The following is a 15,938-nucleotide window of genomic DNA, read 5'->3' on the forward strand; positions in this document are numbered from 1 at the left end:
TCATGGAAGAAAAATTTAAGCGGACAGGGATGTACTCGCAGCGTTTTTTGTTCTGGTTACTGCCTTCCTCTCCCGCCTCTTCCTTTGAGCCTGTTTTAACTCTGTTTCGGATGTCTTGAATACTATTGAGGGAATAAAAAAGTACCAGATAAAACGACAAACTACATGCTGAGTACGTCGTCCCATTCTTCATCAGTGAGTAATTTATTCAAGTCAACAAGTATCAATAGCTCTTCGCCTCTGTTTGACACGCCCTGGATAAATTTAGCACTTTCTTCCGTACCAACGTTTGGTGCGCTGTCTATTTCAGAAGAACGCAAGTAAACCACTTCAGCGACACTATCAACCAAAATACCCACCACGTGCTCGTCAGATTCGATAATGACAATACGAGAATTATCTGTAATCTCTGAAGACGGAAGACCAAAACGAGTGCGCGTATCAATAACTGTGACAACGTTGCCTCGTAAATTGATAATGCCTAATACATAGTTAGGTGCGCCGGGTACCGGGGCAATTTCTGTGTATCGAAGCACCTCTTGTACCTGCATCACGTTTATACCATAGGTCTCATCGTCTAAGCGATAAGTGACCCATTGAAGAACCTCATCGTTCGGATCTGATGCAGTTGCAGTGGCTCTTTCTTCTGACATTTGATTTACTCCGTAATAACAATTACCGTAATATTTGTGTTTTAACGACCCAAGGTCGCTAATTGTGCAAAAACATTAAGCGTCTAACTCTTTTGCGTTAATAACCAGACGAGCTTTTCAGCGTCTATCAATGCACACATTTTTTCTTTAACCATGCCGGCTAACCAAGGGCGACTGCCCGTTTGGTCTCGCCATTTAATATCTGTTATCGACAGTTCTTCCGTATCTTTTAGTGCTTCGCACGCTAAAACCCAAGGAGTTTTACCTAACTGCACCGCATAACTGTATTGCAAAGAGTCAGCCAGTTGCTGAGTGTACCTTTCGGGCATAACCCACTTTGCCGTATCAATACAGTTTAACTTTTCGCTGCCTTTAATCAGCACACCTAACACCCAATCTGCTTTACCCGGAAGAGGTGTCAATTTTTTCATCTCGTGGATGCCGCCTAGCTCAACTAGTGGAATCGCCAACTTAATGCCCGCAACTTCAAAAAATAATGCTTGAAAAGTACTGGGTAAACGTTTTTCCAGCGACAGTTCTGGTGCAGAAACAAGCTGTATACCCATTGTTTCGGCCGATGTGCCAATATCTTTACTATCAAGCTCTTTATCAGATAAATCAGCAGATACACTTGCTTGCTTAAGCAATTTTTCAGCGCGTGATAGCGCTTCTTTGTCAGTCTCGCTCTCAGTACTTTGGATACTCGTCAAAGCACTAAAATAAGAAGATAGTAAGTCGCTTTCTTTTGATTCGGGCATAGTTTATTGTCTGCGTTCTTTTAGCAAATCATTGCATAGTTTCTCATAGGCAAAGCTACCTCTACTTGTCGCGTCTAAGTCGCAAATAGCCAAGCCTTTTTGGCTGGCTTCTCTAAACTTAGTGTCGGTTGGTATGTAGCCCTGCCACAATAGCGATTTAAATTCCTGTCTGAGCGCTTTGTATGCTTGCTGACAAGCTTTTAAACGACGATCGAACATTGTCGCTACAATTTTTATGACAGGTTTTTCAGTCATCATCGGCGCCAATAAATCTAGGGTTTGTAACATTTTATTGAGACCTCGAATCGCTAGATATTCAGTCTGCGTAGGGATAATCACAGTATTACAGGCCATTAATCCATTCACCATCAATACCCCTAATACCGGTGGGCAGTCAATAATAACGACATCATACTGTTTCTTCACATGTGCCAAAAGATTTTTGATGACCAAACCTTTCCCCTCTGCTTGCCCCAATTGCCGATCCAGCGTTGCCATACTGCCAATCGCGGGTAAAACATCAAGCGCAGTATGCCTAGTTTGCTTAACAAGCTTTGATACGTCGGTATCCGCTTCTGACAAAAAATAGTCATATAAGTTAGGGGAGGAATTTTGCTCGACTTTAAAGTAATAGCTCAGCGAAGCATGGGGATCCAAATCAAGCAACAAGACCTTATACCCTTGCGATATCAAGCTGCCTGCCAGAGAAGCAGCGCTTGTGGTTTTGCCAACCCCACCTTTTTGATTCACCACTGTCCATACTTGCATTTGTGCTCGTTTCCCGTACAACTTTATTACTCATTGCGCTGCATTTTCACGCAGTTTTAGCGTCAACAACACCTTATACAAGCTAAATTTAGGCCAAGTTTGCAATGTTTTACGGGCTTAAAATAAATAACATACCTTGGGACGCGACTTGGAAGTAGCAGCGATTTTGCGGCAAAACAGCTGGCACGTCCAAATAGCGTCCCATCGTAATCAATCCGCGAGATACGCAAATAGAGTGCCTGTGCACTCTATTTTTCAAGGTAGACGCAGGCAGGCGATGCCCGCAAAGATCTATGTAAGGTTTTAAGCGTAACGCTTCAACAAGCTAGGAATATCTAGTATCAACGCAATACCACCGTCGGAGGTTATGGTTGCGCCAGCCATGCCTGGTGTACCTTGAAGCAAGGCATCCAAAGGTTTGATAACGACTTCTTCTTGACCAATCAAACTATCAACAACAAAGCCTACTTGTTGCGTGCCTATTTGCACCACAACGACATGCCCCAAGGCTCGGTCTTTGCTCGGCTTATTTGGATTTAGCCAATCGTTCAAATAAAACAATGGGATGGCTTTTGAACGCACTATCATCGTCAACTGACCGTCGACCGTGTTAGTTTTGCTCAAGTCCATATTGATGATTTCGTTTACCGAGCCAAGTGGCAAGGCAAATGTTTGATCGCCAACGACGATCATCAAGGTAGGCAAGATAGCCAGTGTTAGTGGTACTTTTATTTCTAAAGTGGTGCCAACACCCAATTTAGAATCGATACTGACCGTACCATTCAATTGGTTTATTTTTGTTTTAACCACGTCCATGCCGACACCACGCCCAGAAATATCGCTGATTTCTGTTTTTGTGGAAAAGCCTGGTGCAAAAATAAGGTTAAAGGCTTCGACATCTGACATTCTCGATGCAGAATCTGCATCCAGTACACCCCTGCTGATCGCTATCTCTTTTAGCTTTTCAGCGTCCATCCCTTTACCATCATCCGCGATAGTCAGTAGGATATGGTCGCCCTCTTGCGAGGCGGCTAATTTGACGGTTCCCATTCGAGGCTTGCCCGCCTGTTCGCGATCGTCTGGCATTTCAATACCGTGGTCAACGGAGTTTCTGACCAAGTGAACCAAAGGATCAGCCAAGGCTTCGACAAGGTTTTTGTCTAAATCCGTTTCTTCGCCTTCGAGTACCAAAGAAATTTCTTTTTTGAGTGTTCTCGCTAAGTCCCGCACAACCCGAGGAAAACGGCCAAATACTTTCTTAATTGGCTGCATCCTTGTCTTCATTACCGCGCCTTGCAAATCACCCGTTACGACATCTAAATTCGCGATGGCTTTTGACATACTCTCGTCGTTGAGGTTGATCCCTAAGCTCAACAAGCGATTTCGGACAAGCACAAGCTCACCCACCATGTTCATGATTTGATCCAAGCGTTTGGTATCGACACGCACCGTGGTTTCTGCTTGAGCAGGAGCGGGTTTATTCTCGGCTTTTTTAGCGGCAGCGGGTGCAGCCGGCTTTTTCACGTCGGCTTTCGCCGGCGCAGGCTTTTCTTCTTTCTTGACAGATTTCTTGGCGCTCGCTTTTGCTTTTGTCTCTTCCGCAGGTTTGTTTTCTGTTTGACTACTCGCTGTGTTTTTATCGCCTTTTACCTTATCGCTATCGGGCGATGACTCTGCAGGTTTTTCTGCTTTTACCGCTGGCCCTTTGCCTGTGCCATGCAAATCATCGAGTAGCGCCTCAAATTCTTCATCTGTGATTTCGTCATCAGCGCCAGCTTTGCTTGCTGCTTTGTTTTCTGCTTCAGCAGGTTTCTCACTGCCAGCATCAAAGCGACCCTCACCGTGCAGCTCGTCTAATAACGCTTCAAACTCATCGTCGGTAATATCGTCACTGTTGCTAGTAGCACTTTCAGCTTTGCTAGCTTCAGTCTGTGTATCTGTGTTATCTGTTTGAGCACTTTGTTTTTTGGCACCGGGGGCACCGTCGCCGTGTAATTCATCAAGTAGTGCTTCAAATTCATCTTCAGTAATTTCTTCGATAGATTCGTTTTCAGATTCACTTTTAGCAGGTGTCACAGAGGACGATTCCTCGACAACTGGCTCGTCAGTATCCTCTGCTTGAATTTCGTCTTGCTCTTCTTCTACTACCTCAACGGACTCAGTTTCTTCGGTGTCAAAAATGTTTTCGCCTTCTACTTCTGGCTCGCTTAACTTGTGCAGCACTTCGATGAGTTCTGCGGGCGCTGCTTCAAGTGGCTCTCTCGCCTTTACATTTTCAAACATATCGACAACAACATCGGTTGCCTGCAAAATGACATCCATCAATTCAGGAGTAAGGGTGCGTTGTCCGTTTCGCATTATATCGAATACATTTTCCGCACCGTGACAAATGTCTACAAGTTCGGTCAACGATAAAAATCCAGCGCCGCCTTTTACCGTGTGATATCCGCGAAAAATCGCGTTTAGCAAGTCTGCATCTTCTGGATTATTTTCTAAATCAACCAGTTGCTCTTGGAGTTGCTCAAGTATCTCCCCTGCTTCAACTAGAAAATCTTGTAAAATATCCTCGTCGACCTCAAATGACATTGAATGTCTCCCCTAAAATCCTAAACTAGACAACAAATCGTCAACGTCATCTTGGTTTTGCGCAACATCGTCACGACCTTCTGCGTTGAGAATTGGCCCTTCGGCTTTAACCTTATCGTCAGATTTGTCAGAAGGTTGAGCTTTATCTTTTTTGGCAGCTTGGTTTGCGTCTGTTTCTTCACTAAACGTGGCCAACATTTCGACCAAGCCATCTTCCACTTCACTCACCAACTCGATAACCCTGCGGATCACTTGCCCAGTCAGGTCTTGATAACCCTGTGCCATCAACACTTCGGTTAACATTGAGTTGAGTGACGCAGAGTCCTTTTGCGCATCGCTGAGTAGATCGTCAAGCTCGTAGCAAAGCGACTTAAATTCACCGAGTTCGATCTGACGATTCATGAGCTTTTTCCAGTTTGGAATAAGTCCAGTTAGCCTGTCGTTGAGTTGTTCGGCAAGCGGCATACTTCGCTCTACCGCATCCATAGTTGAGTTGGCCGCTTTTTCCGTCTCTTCAATGACGTACTCAAGGCGAGATTGTGCATCTGGAATGGCCGTATTTGTAATTTGTGTCAACTTTTCGTCTAACTGAAAGTTAACTAAAGAATCGTGCAGTTGACGGGTCAGTTTACCTACCTCAGAAAACAACTCTGTCGATTCTCGCAAAGACGCACTGTGAACGATATCATTTGCTGAACCAATGTCGCCGCTTTCCAAATAGGCCACAAGTTCTTTCGCTTCTTCAAGCGAAATCAAGGCAGTTTCGTTTGTCATAGCCTAAACCTCTATTAGTAATGTGCTTAGCCTAGACGTTCGAAAATCTTGTCCAGTTTCTCTTTCAGCGTTGCTGCTGTGAAAGGTTTAACTACATAACCGTTCACCCCAGCTTGCGCTGCAGCAACAATTTGTTCTTTTTTGGCTTCAGCCGTTACCATTAACACGGGTAAGTGCTTTAGCTTGTCGTCTGATCGAATCGCGCGAAGCAAGTCTATACCTTGCATGCCGGGCATGTTCCAATCGGTCACTACAAAGTCGAAATCGCCTTGTTGTAACATCGGCAACGCTGTATTGCCGTCATCTGCTTCCTGGATATTGGTAAACCCTAGATCTTTCAATAGGTTTTTAATGATTCGCCGCATTGTTGAAAAATCATCAACAACGAGGATTTTCATATTCTTATCCAAAACTACCTCCAATGTGGAATAATATTATCTGTATAACTCTATTCAGCCGTACGCCACGATTGCATTTTAGCTTTGAGCTTAAGCATCGCTTGACTGTGAATTTGACTCACTCTTGACTCACTTACTTCAAGTACTTCACCAATTTCACGTAAATTTAACTCTTCGTCGTAATACAACGATAAAACAATCGCTTCACGCTCTGGTAATGTAGTTATCGCCCGAGCCAGCGCTTTCTGAAATGATCCTTGCATCATTTCTTCAAAAGGACGGTCAGATCCCTTGGTTTCTTCGTTCGTCAATACGTCTTCAGATACGCCAAGGTCTTCAATTCCAACGAGTTTTCCGGCATTTACCTCATTCAACATTTGATGATAGCTTTGCAAAGAAACATTTAGTTTTTCTGCTACTTCGTTATCGCGCGCGTCTCTCCCCGTTTCTCTTTCGACGGTATTGATTGCTTCGGTAATGGCGCGAGAATTTTTATGCACTGAGCGCGGCGTCCAGTCTCCCTTGCGGATTTCATCTAACATCGCTCCGCGAATACGGATGCCTGCAAAGGTTTCAAAGCTCGCTCCTTTAGAGCCATCAAAATTTCGAGCCGCTTCTAATAAGCCAATCATGCCCGATTGAATCAAGTCATCTATTAACACACTAGCAGGTAACCTTGCCATCAAGTGGTGTGCAATCCTCTTAACCAGCGGCGCGTGTCTTTCGACAAGCTGATTTTTGTCTATTTGCTGTTGATATACTGTCACTTTATTACTCACTTTTGCTTACCTAGTCTTGCAAAGACACTAAATTCTCGATGAAGAACTCGAGATGCCCACCGGCTTGAATCGGCACAGGCCACGACGCGACGTTTTCCGCTAGTTGATTGATGGCTTTCGCCGCTCCAGAAGCTGGATATGCATCGACAATGGCTGTTTGCTTGCGTATCGATTTACGCACATTTTCGTCAAAGGGTACGATGCTCACTAGCTCTAAGGCTACATCGAGAAACCGCCCTGTCACCTTCGACAGTTTATTGAATAATTCTTGACCTTCGCGCTCACTCCTCACCATATTGGCGACAACTTTGAAGTTAAATACGCCGTGCTCGCGGTTGAGTATTTTTATTAGTGCATAGGCGTCAGTTAGTGAAGTTGGCTCGTCACATACTACGATAATGACGTCTTGTGCTGCCCGAGAAAAGCTGACCACCATGTCTGATATACCCGCTGCAGTATCAACCAGCAGCATATCGATAGGCGTTTGCAATTCGCCAAACGCGCGTATTAGTCCAGCGTGCTCTCTGGCACCGAGTTCTGCCATGGACTGCGTACCAGAGGTAGCCGGTGCGATTTTTACACCGTGTGGGCCTGTGACCAGTATTTCATCGAGTGTGCAATCGCCAGAAAGGACGTGTGATAAATTGCGATCCACGCGTAAACCCAGCATGACATCAACGTTTGCCAAGCCTAAATCCGCATCTAAGACCAAAACACGGGATCCGCGTTTGGCAGAGGCAATCGCCAAATTGAGGGTAAGGTTTGTTTTGCCAACGCCACCTTTACCACCGGTGACTGCGACTACTTTAATCTGTTTGGACTGATTCATTCGTCTTAAGCTACTCGCTTGATCTACCATCATAAACCACCAGCACTCGCTAGTGGATTACGCGGTTGTTGAGGCAATCCATATTTTTTATAAAGTTTAGCTGCGACAAGTGTCAGGTTACCTGAGTCAGCCAGTTTGATGTCTTCCGGAACGCGTTGACCATCTGTAACATAGCTCAATGATAAATCATTTTCAATCACAACACTCAATGCCTCGCCCAAGCTGTAACATTCGTCCAGCTTGGAGAAAATGCAACCGCGAATATCTGTGTGGCTGTATGTTTTTACTGTTTCATTTAGCACTTTGTATTGAGAGCCTGCAGGCAACACTAGATACTTTTTGATATCTACGGATAAACCATTTTCATACTCATTTAATTGCTCTATGAGTCTCGCATCTCGCTGACTGAACCCTGCTGTATCAATCAGAATTAAACGCTTATTGCGCATTTGGTAGAGAATCTGATTTAGCTCATCAGCATTTTGTGCCTTTTTCACGCTACAACCAATAATACGGCCATAGGTAGCAAGTTGCTCAAACGCTGCAATTCGGTATGTATCAATGGTTATCAGAGCAACCTGATCTGATCCATATTTTTGTGCATACTTCGCTGCCAATTTCGCAAGCGTTGTCGTTTTACCTGTGCCAGTCGGACCAACTAATGCCACGATACCCGCTTGGTTTAGTATGTCATTACTACCCACAACTAAGCGATTCGACAGCAGATTGAGCAAATACTTCCAACCTTCTTTTTCGTCAATCTGGTGAGGCAAGAAATTAATAAACTGTTGACACAGTTGCTCACTGATCCCCATACCTATTAGCTGTTCATGGAGATAATGATGTACAGGATTGTTGCGACGTTTGCGCTCTTCGGATAATTCTGAAACCTGAAACTTTAAAACATTTTTGATTGATTCTAATTCTGCTCTAATGCTGTCTAGCTGTTCTGGCTCTAATACACTCGGCGGTGGGCTTAAATTTGCCGCTTGCGTATTACCAAAATCTTCATCATCACCCAACTCACTAAAGGCGGGTGAGCGCACCATGCTGTCATCTGCTCGCAAGCTTTCTCTTAGTAAGCTTTCTCTAGCCGAAGTCGTTCTGGGTATGTTTTCTGTCGGTGTATTTTCTCTAGGTATATTGCGCGCTTGAAAGTTTGTCTGAGCTTGTTGATGGACATTCCGCGCTGTATTTTGTGTAAATTCAGTAGTGTTTGCCGCCCCCTGAAGTTTAGGTGACGCTTGCTGCATGTCTTGGGTTTGCTGCCTATTGTTCGTCTCGTAACTCTGATGAGTACTCGTTGCAAATTCGGTTTGCCCGTTAGACGTTTGCCTTTCTAACAACGCTCGCAAACTGTCATTTTCTTCATTGCCGATGATCTCACTAAAGCTAGGTTTTGCACTCAGCGGTGGTGCCGGATCGGGGTTGGCAGCAGAAGGGTCAACCGCAGCCACTAACTCTACGCCATTCGACTTCTTCTTATTTGACATTATAACCGCGTCACCACCAAGCTCATCTTTGACTTGTTTGAGCGCTTCTCGCATATCTTTGCCAAAAAAACGTCTAATTTTCATAACTTCCTCTTGAGTATGTATGGCGCGTCACTTTATTGACCTACCGATGACACTATTTTTATTTGTTTGTCATCAGGAATCTCCTGATAAGACAGCACGTGCAAACCACTGACAGATTGTTTAAAGAACCTTGCCAATACTGGTCTTAACAATCCTGAAGTTAACAATACTGCCGGTTCTCCTGCGACCTCCTGTTGCTGTGTCGCGTCGAGTAAAGACTGTTGTAATTTTTCTGCCAGGCCTGGTTCAATACCAGCGCCATCTTCACCACCTGCCTGCAGTGACTTATGCAACATCTGTTCCAAATCGGGAGCCAAGGTAATGACAGGTACTTCTTGCTCACCATTGTTTATTTCTTGTACGATCAAACGTTTCAGAGCAATACGGCATGCCGACACCAAAACTTCGGGGTCTTGGCTCTTGGGACCAAATTCACTGAGCGTTTGGACAATGGTGCGCATATCTCTAATTGGTACACCTTCAAACAATAGGGTTTGCAAGACTTTTACGACCGTACTCAAAGCAAGTACATCAGGCACTAAACCTTCAACAAGCTTAGGATGTGTTTTTTCTAACATATCCAATAGTTGTTGCACTTCCTCATGCCCCAATAACTGGTATGCATGATTGGTAAGTAATTGACTGAGATGGGTGGCAATAACTGTCGCTGTATCGACAACCGTATAACCCATGGTTTGAGCATGTTCTCTCTGGTTGGCTGGTATCCATACGGCGTCTAAGCCAAAAGCCGGATCTTTGGTAGGCGTTCCTTCAAGCGTGCCAAAAACTTGCCCAGGATTAATCGCCAATTCATTGTCATGGCTAATTTCGGCTTCGCCCACGGTGACACCCATCATCGAAATAGTGTAGTTGCTAGGTGCAAAATCTAAATTGTCACGAATATGTACCGCTGGCACTAAAAATCCTAGCTCTTGTGATAACTTCTTACGCACACCTTTAATTCGACTGAGTAGCTCTCCACCCTGAGATTTGTCCACCAATGGGATCAAGCGGTATCCCACTTCTAGACCAATTACGTCTACGGGTTGCACGTCATCCCAAGTCAGCTCCTTCACATCCTGTGCTTCGGTATTTACATCGGGTAAGGTCTGTACTTTAGCCGCATCCTCTGCCAGTTTTTTCGCTTGCCAATCTCTATAAAAAGCATAGCCGCCGGCTGCAGCAGAAAAACTTAAAAACGCAAAATGAGGCATACCCGGCACAATGCCCATAACAAATAGAATGGCTGAAGTGATGTACAACGCTTGTCTGTTCGAGAGTTGCTCGCGGATCTCGTCGCCCATTTCTTGGCTATCGTTTTCTCGCGTCACAATAATGGCAGTGGCGACAGAGAGCAGTAGTGATGGTATTTGTGCCACCAAACCGTCACCGATGGTAAGCACCGTGTACACTTCCATTGCATTACCAAAGTTTAAATCATGTTGATACATGCCAATAAACAAACCCCCAACAATGTTTATCAACATGATGAAAAGGCCAGCAATTGCATCGCCCTTAACAAATTTAGACGCACCGTCCATCGAACCATAAAAATCAGCCTCTGAGGTGATCTCTTCGCGACGTTTACGCGCCTCATCTTGGTCGATGTATCCGGCATTCAGGTCTGCATCGATTGCCATTTGTTTACCGGGCATTGCGTCTAGCGTAAAACGCGCACTAACCTCAGAAATACGGCCTGCACCCTCGGTAACGACTTTAAAATTAATGATCAATAGAATCGCAAAGACCACTATACCAACGGCGTAATTTCCGCCAATCACTACCTCGCCAAAAGCCTGAATAACTTTACCGGCTGCATCTCCACCTTCGTGTCCTTCCAAGAGGACAACCCGCGTCGATGCGACATTAAGCGCAAGTCGCAAAACAGTCGCCACCAATAGCACCAAAGGAAAAATACCAAAATCAATAGGACGTTGGGTAAACACACAGACAAGGATAATGACCAAGGAAAGCGCGATATTAAAGCTAAACAGTACATCCAACAAAAACGCTGGCATGGGCAGTATCACCATACCCATCAATGCCAGTACAATGATAGGTGCACCTAGTCCGCTGGTGAAATTTTTTACACTGTCTTTGTCGACTCGCTGAAAAACACTCGCTAACTGCATACAACAAAATTTTGACTACTGTTTGAGAATACATGAGGTATTTCAACAAGCGTGCCAGAAGTCTTTTAAAAATCTATATCTACAGAAAAATACAATAAGGCCGATGTACTGGGGAAGAATTTGTAGGAAAAACAGGCCATTCGATAAAACAGATATGCAAAACCGGCTAATGATACTTCCCGTTATGTTGTTTACCTCGCATTGTTACGCGCAAGTGCCGATAGAAATCGATGCATTAAATTTTGGCGATATTCCGATCGAATCCGGTAGCGTGTGTACCTTGGACAACACGGGTAATATAGTTGGGAGCTGTGACGCATCTAGTCCAGATATTAGCCTAGGACGCATTTTGGTCGAAAGTTTGCCCAAGAATACAGAAATGTTTATATCAGTGGCGGGGAGTAATTCCGCCAACTTGTCTCTGTTGGTATCAGGGCAAGTCACTGCGGCCTCACAAACCACGACGTTTACAGATGGTGAACAAATACAAATTCGCTCGCGTGGCAGCAACAATACCGCCGATATTCTTATTGGTGGAGAAATCCGTACCTTGCAAACACTTACTAATGGTCAAAGCTACCAAATTGGGTACACAGTGACGATAAATATCCAATAAACCAACGCCACATCCGAGCAATAAGCTCACCTTGTAGAGGGGAAAACCGCCATCTGAAAGCCGCTTTGCGTCATCCTTGGCCGCTTAACAAAAGGCATCCATGCCTTTTGAAACTTTCAGATGGCGGTTTTCCCCTCTACAAGGTGAGCTTATTGCTCAGATGTGGCGTTGGTTTACTTATTTACCGGCGTAACTCAGGCGGAATTGGCAAGTCCTTTTTCAGTGGTTTGGGTCTTGTACCTTTGCCCGCTTTAAAGGCTTTTAACTGATAAACATATGCCAATATTTGTGCCACAGCCATAAACAGCTTTTGCGGGACTTCGTGATTTACTTCAGTAGAGTAATATATCGCGCGAGCAAGGGCAGGTGAAGCAATCAAGGGCACATCATTCGCAGTACCAATTTTACGAATGTGCATAGCAAGTTCATCTATGCCTTTTGCTACTACAATAGGGGCGCGTTCGCCGTCTTGGTCATATTGTACTGCGACAGAATAGTGTGTCGGGTTAGTAATGATGACATCAGCATTAGGTATATCTTGCATCATACGGTTAGCAGCAGATTGATATTGTAGTTTTCTCACTCTGCTCTTTACGGCTGGATCACCTTCTGCATTTTTACGCTCATCTTTCACTTCTTGCAGTGTCATTTTCAGTTCTTTGTTGTGCTTGTGACTTTGGTAAGGCACATCTATCAACGCAATCGGGATCATGCCACAGCACAACAATAAGAAAGCCCACTCAATCATATCTAAAGCATGAAACAGGTTCATGGGGTATTGCTCAAGATCGAGGTGTAGCGCTTCGTCTTTAAAAATAATTAGAGAAATATAAGCCATGGCAATAATTACTGTAACTTTGCCAATGGCTTTTAATAACTCGACCAAGGCATCCGTCCCAAACATACGTTTAAACCCAGCCTTGGGGCTGAGCCGATTGGCTTTTGGCGCCGCAGAAGACCATGTAAAGTTGTACCCTCCCAAAGCAATCGAACCGTAAATACCGCCAATCATGGCAATAATCATAAACGCGACAAGCGGAAAAGCACTTTCCGTTATCGACATTTTTAGGATCTGAAACATGTGGGTGTAATCGTAAGTCTCATCTCTGGATAAGGTAAATGAACGTTTGGTAATACTGAACATGGCAGACGCAATCATCGATCCGATTGCAATAAGGGCAAAGGCACTCGCCACGAGTACTAAGGTGGTCGCGAGTTCTTTTGAACGCGCGACCTGCCCTTTCTCTCGGGCGTCTTTGAGTTTTTTGGGTGTGGGTTCTTCCGTTTTTTCGTAGGAATCAGTATCAGCCATTTGCGTTACTCATGCCTCCTTTACCCAGTTATATGGACGGTGTCGTTGGGCATATTGCCAACAAACCACACATTAAGTTCTGAGCACGCATCCACTGTTGTTCAAAGTGCAGTGCCTGGTTGCTCAATGTTATCCAAATGATGATTAAGCCCATAATTTGCGCGATCGCAAAACCTAAACTAAATATATTCAGTTGAGGCGCGGCTTTAGTCATTACACCAAAAGCCAAGTTGACGATTAACAAGGACACAATGGGCGCGAGTGCAATGGTGACCGCAGAGATGAACATCCATCCAGCCCAATGCGCAATTTGTTTAAATTGCTCGGGTGTCCACCATCCCTCGCCGACTGGAAACGCTTCAAAGCTATGGATGATCATTTGCAGCATCAAGAGATGCCCATCGACTGTCCAGAATATCAGGGTGGCCAAAATTAAATAGAACTGTCCCACTGCTGGCACGTTGATCCCATTGATGGGGTCAACGATGGAGGCAAATCCCAAACCTGTTTGCATGGCAATAATTTGTCCCGCCAACACAAAGGTGTTGATCACCATCATAGAAATAAAGCCGATACCAATACCGATGATGAGTTGCTTAATCACTTCTAAAAAAGTCCCGACACTGACTAACTCAGGCACATTAACCGGCTCTAAGGTTGGCAACACCATGATAGTAATAACGATCGCCAATAAATTTCTTACGGGTGTAGGGATAGTTCGAGCACTGATCCCCGCCATAGAAATAAACATGCCGGTGATCCGCATAAAGGCCAATAAATAATCAGCCAAAAAGCCCATGATCGTGCTACTCAATATCTCCACGGGTAATCGCTAGCCCAAGACCGAGGGAATACTACTGACCAAATTATTGGTGTAGTCCATCATTTTTGTCACTAACCAGTTTCCTCCCCAACTCAAGGCAAGTAAGGTAATCACCAAACGAGGCAAAAAACTCATAGTTTGCTCATTGATCGAGGTAGCCGCTTGAAAAACCGCCACCAACAAGCCAACCAAAAGACCAGGCAGTATCACTGCAGACACGATGACGATTATCAGCAACATGGCTTCGCGTAATAGTTCGACAAACATTTCAGGGCTCAATGTTCACACCCCCATACCAAAGCTTGTTGCCAATGTGCCAAAAATCAGGTTCCAGCCATCAACCAATACAAAAAGCATCAACTTAAATGGCAAAGACACAATCATGGGCGACAGCATCATCATACCCATTGCCATGAGTATCGATGCGACCACCAGATCCAAAATTAAAAATGGTAAAAACAACATGAAGCCAATTTGAAATGCGGTCTTCAACTCACTGGTAACAAAAGCTGGAATTAGCACCGTCATGGGAACTTCTGAAGGATCGGCAAATTGGCCTTCGTAGCCGCCTATTTTGACAAAGGTCTCTAAATCCGTAATACGCGTTTGCCCTAACATAAACTCACGCATAGGTGCTTTTGCGGCCTCAAATGCTTGTTTAGATGTCATCGTTTCATTTAAGTAGGGTTGCAGTGCTGTTTCATTAATTTCTTCAAATACCGGCGCCATAATAAACATGGACAAAAACAAGCTCACCCCAATTAAGATTTGGTTTGATGGCGATTGCTGTAAGCCAATCGCTTGACGCAGTATCGACAAGACCACGATGATGCGAGTAAATGAAGTCATCATCATCACAAACGCCGGAATAAGGCTCAAAGCCGTCATGATAAAGAGAGCTTGCAGTGTCATCGAATAATCGGTAGTGCCGTCGTCGTTTGTTGTCACCGTCACCGCTTGAATAGCACCTTGCTGCTGAGCTAGCGCATCAGAAGCACTCAGCAATAAGCCTAGCAGTAGAATGATTGAGACAAATCCTTTATACATCGCTATCACCTTTTTTATTGTTATTCGATTTACCGGCTATGCTCTGTGCCATGGCTTGCACTAATTTTTGTTGAAACCCTTGCTGAGAATTCTGTTGATTAACAGTTTGAGATTTATTTGTTTGCAGCGGCGTATTTAAGGTAGCCAAGTGATTGATGTTATGCGCCGTCACGCCAAGCAAATATTGTTCATCCCCAACTTCTATCACCATGACCTTTTCTTTTGCACCTGCCATCATGCTAGCAACCATACGCATTTGACCGTTTCCAGCTTGAGTGACATTAAACCGTCGCATTAAATAAGCCAGCGCGAATATTATGGCGATGACAAACAACAGTGACAAAAAGATAGAGATAAAAGTACTGGTTGATGTTAGCTCTTTGGCCGCATCTTCAGCTTGAGCTGGAAGGGAAAAAAGCGTTATGAAAACAGCATAAAACACTGTTATATAACGCTTTTTAAGTGTTTTTTTATTTGAGTTTTTTAATTCTTTCGACTTGACTAATAACATCCGTTAACCGAATACCAAATTTATCGTTGATCACTACTACTTCCCCATGAGCAATCAACGTGCCATTTACTAATACATCTAATGGCTCTCCGGCTACGCGGTCTAACTCCACAACTGAACCTTGGTTGAGCTGTAGTAAATTTCGAATACTGATATTGGTTCTACCCACTTCCATCGAAATAGTAACGGGAATATCCAAAATGGTGTCGAGCTTTTTCTGATCATGACCGGTGATGACATCTTCAGACAATTCATCAAGTTCAGCCAGCTCGGCATCATCAGTAGCAGCCTCTTGCGCTTCTGCTTCAGCCTCTGCTTCGGCCTGTTCAGCCATCGCGGCTCCCCAATCATCTAAGCCTTCTTCTTCGCTCATAG

General features: G+C 44.5%; 17 protein-coding genes. 1 reads left to right on the plus strand and 16 read right to left on the minus strand.

Annotation, left to right across the window (positions count from 1 at the left end):
* Positions 1 to 161: 161 nt before the first annotated feature.
* The 10 genes from ACFOHL_RS02030 to flhA all read right to left on the minus strand — a co-directional run bounded on the left by ACFOHL_RS02030 (position 162) and on the right by flhA (position 11,254).
* Positions 162 to 653 (minus strand): chemotaxis protein CheW, encoded by a 492-nt coding sequence (locus ACFOHL_RS02030; RefSeq protein WP_376918524.1) that lies wholly within the window; start codon positions 651 to 653, stop codon positions 162 to 164.
* Between the two features lie 83 nt (positions 654 to 736).
* The gene (locus ACFOHL_RS02035) at positions 737 to 1,411 is read right to left on the minus strand and encodes a chemotaxis protein CheW (RefSeq protein ID WP_376918525.1); all 675 of its coding nucleotides are present in this window, start codon (positions 1,409 to 1,411) and stop codon (positions 737 to 739) included.
* Between the two features lie 3 nt (positions 1,412 to 1,414).
* Positions 1,415 to 2,179 carry a ParA family protein gene (locus tag ACFOHL_RS02040; protein WP_376918526.1) on the minus strand — a complete coding sequence of 255 codons (765 nt, stop codon included), beginning with the start codon at positions 2,177 to 2,179 and terminating at the stop codon, positions 1,415 to 1,417.
* 303 nt (positions 2,180 to 2,482) lie between these two features.
* The gene (locus ACFOHL_RS02045) at positions 2,483 to 4,765 is read right to left on the minus strand and encodes a chemotaxis protein CheA (protein ID WP_376918527.1); all 2,283 of its coding nucleotides are present in this window, start codon (positions 4,763 to 4,765) and stop codon (positions 2,483 to 2,485) included.
* A gap of 12 nt (positions 4,766 to 4,777) precedes the next feature.
* Positions 4,778 to 5,539, minus strand: a complete 762-nt coding sequence (locus ACFOHL_RS02050; protein ID WP_376918528.1) for a protein phosphatase CheZ — start codon at positions 5,537 to 5,539, stop codon at positions 4,778 to 4,780.
* Between the two features lie 26 nt (positions 5,540 to 5,565).
* Entirely contained in the window at positions 5,566 to 5,949 is a 384-nt protein-coding gene (gene cheY, locus ACFOHL_RS02055) for a chemotaxis response regulator CheY (protein ID WP_284216993.1), read from the minus strand.
* Between the two features lie 38 nt (positions 5,950 to 5,987).
* Complete coding sequence (locus tag ACFOHL_RS02060) at positions 5,988 to 6,716, minus strand: RNA polymerase sigma factor FliA (protein WP_376918529.1); 729 nt, start codon at positions 6,714 to 6,716, stop codon at positions 5,988 to 5,990.
* Positions 6,717 to 6,726: 10 nt separating this feature from the next.
* A complete protein-coding gene (locus ACFOHL_RS02065) occupies positions 6,727 to 7,578 on the minus strand; it encodes a MinD/ParA family protein (RefSeq protein ID WP_376918530.1) in 852 nt (283 codons plus the stop codon).
* Positions 7,575 to 9,122, minus strand: a complete 1,548-nt coding sequence (flhF, locus tag ACFOHL_RS02070) for a flagellar biosynthesis protein FlhF (RefSeq protein ID WP_376918531.1) — start codon at positions 9,120 to 9,122, stop codon at positions 7,575 to 7,577. The genes ACFOHL_RS02065 and flhF overlap by 4 nt, the downstream gene beginning before the upstream one ends.
* A gap of 32 nt (positions 9,123 to 9,154) precedes the next feature.
* The gene (flhA, locus tag ACFOHL_RS02075; RefSeq protein WP_376918532.1) at positions 9,155 to 11,254 is read right to left on the minus strand and encodes a flagellar biosynthesis protein FlhA; all 2,100 of its coding nucleotides are present in this window, start codon (positions 11,252 to 11,254) and stop codon (positions 9,155 to 9,157) included.
* Between the two features lie 154 nt (positions 11,255 to 11,408).
* On the opposite strand from flhA, the gene ACFOHL_RS02080 reads away from it, so the two are divergent.
* A complete protein-coding gene (locus ACFOHL_RS02080; RefSeq protein ID WP_376918533.1) occupies positions 11,409 to 11,870 on the plus strand; it encodes a hypothetical protein in 462 nt (153 codons plus the stop codon).
* Positions 11,871 to 12,051: 181 nt separating this feature from the next.
* Here the strand turns inward: ACFOHL_RS02080 and flhB are convergent, their stop codons facing one another.
* Genes flhB through fliN form a run of 6 tightly spaced genes read right to left on the minus strand, consistent with a single transcriptional unit; the run spans position 12,052 to position 15,936 of the window.
* Entirely contained in the window at positions 12,052 to 13,182 is a 1,131-nt protein-coding gene (gene flhB, locus ACFOHL_RS02085) for a flagellar biosynthesis protein FlhB (RefSeq protein WP_376918534.1), read from the minus strand.
* Between the two features lie 28 nt (positions 13,183 to 13,210).
* Positions 13,211 to 14,005, minus strand: a complete 795-nt coding sequence (gene fliR / locus ACFOHL_RS02090) for a flagellar biosynthetic protein FliR (RefSeq protein WP_376918535.1) — start codon at positions 14,003 to 14,005, stop codon at positions 13,211 to 13,213.
* Positions 14,006 to 14,014: 9 nt separating this feature from the next.
* Positions 14,015 to 14,284: a flagellar biosynthesis protein FliQ gene (fliQ, locus tag ACFOHL_RS02095; RefSeq protein ID WP_376918536.1), complete on the minus strand. Its 270-nt coding sequence runs from the start codon at positions 14,282 to 14,284 to the stop codon at positions 14,015 to 14,017.
* A 3-nt stretch (positions 14,285 to 14,287) separates the two neighbouring features.
* Complete coding sequence (gene fliP / locus ACFOHL_RS02100) at positions 14,288 to 15,052, minus strand: flagellar type III secretion system pore protein FliP (RefSeq protein WP_376918537.1); 765 nt, start codon at positions 15,050 to 15,052, stop codon at positions 14,288 to 14,290.
* Positions 15,045 to 15,563, minus strand: a complete 519-nt coding sequence (gene fliO / locus ACFOHL_RS02105) for a flagellar biosynthetic protein FliO (protein ID WP_376918538.1) — start codon at positions 15,561 to 15,563, stop codon at positions 15,045 to 15,047. The genes fliP and fliO overlap by 8 nt, the downstream gene beginning before the upstream one ends.
* Positions 15,523 to 15,936 (minus strand): flagellar motor switch protein FliN, encoded by a 414-nt coding sequence (fliN, locus tag ACFOHL_RS02110; protein ID WP_376918539.1) that lies wholly within the window; start codon positions 15,934 to 15,936, stop codon positions 15,523 to 15,525. The genes fliO and fliN overlap by 41 nt, the downstream gene beginning before the upstream one ends.
* Positions 15,937 to 15,938: the final 2 nt, after the last annotated feature.

Source organism: Agaribacter flavus (assembly GCF_042646125.1).
GTDB classification, from domain to species: Bacteria; Pseudomonadota; Gammaproteobacteria; order Enterobacterales; family Alteromonadaceae; genus Glaciecola; species Glaciecola flavus.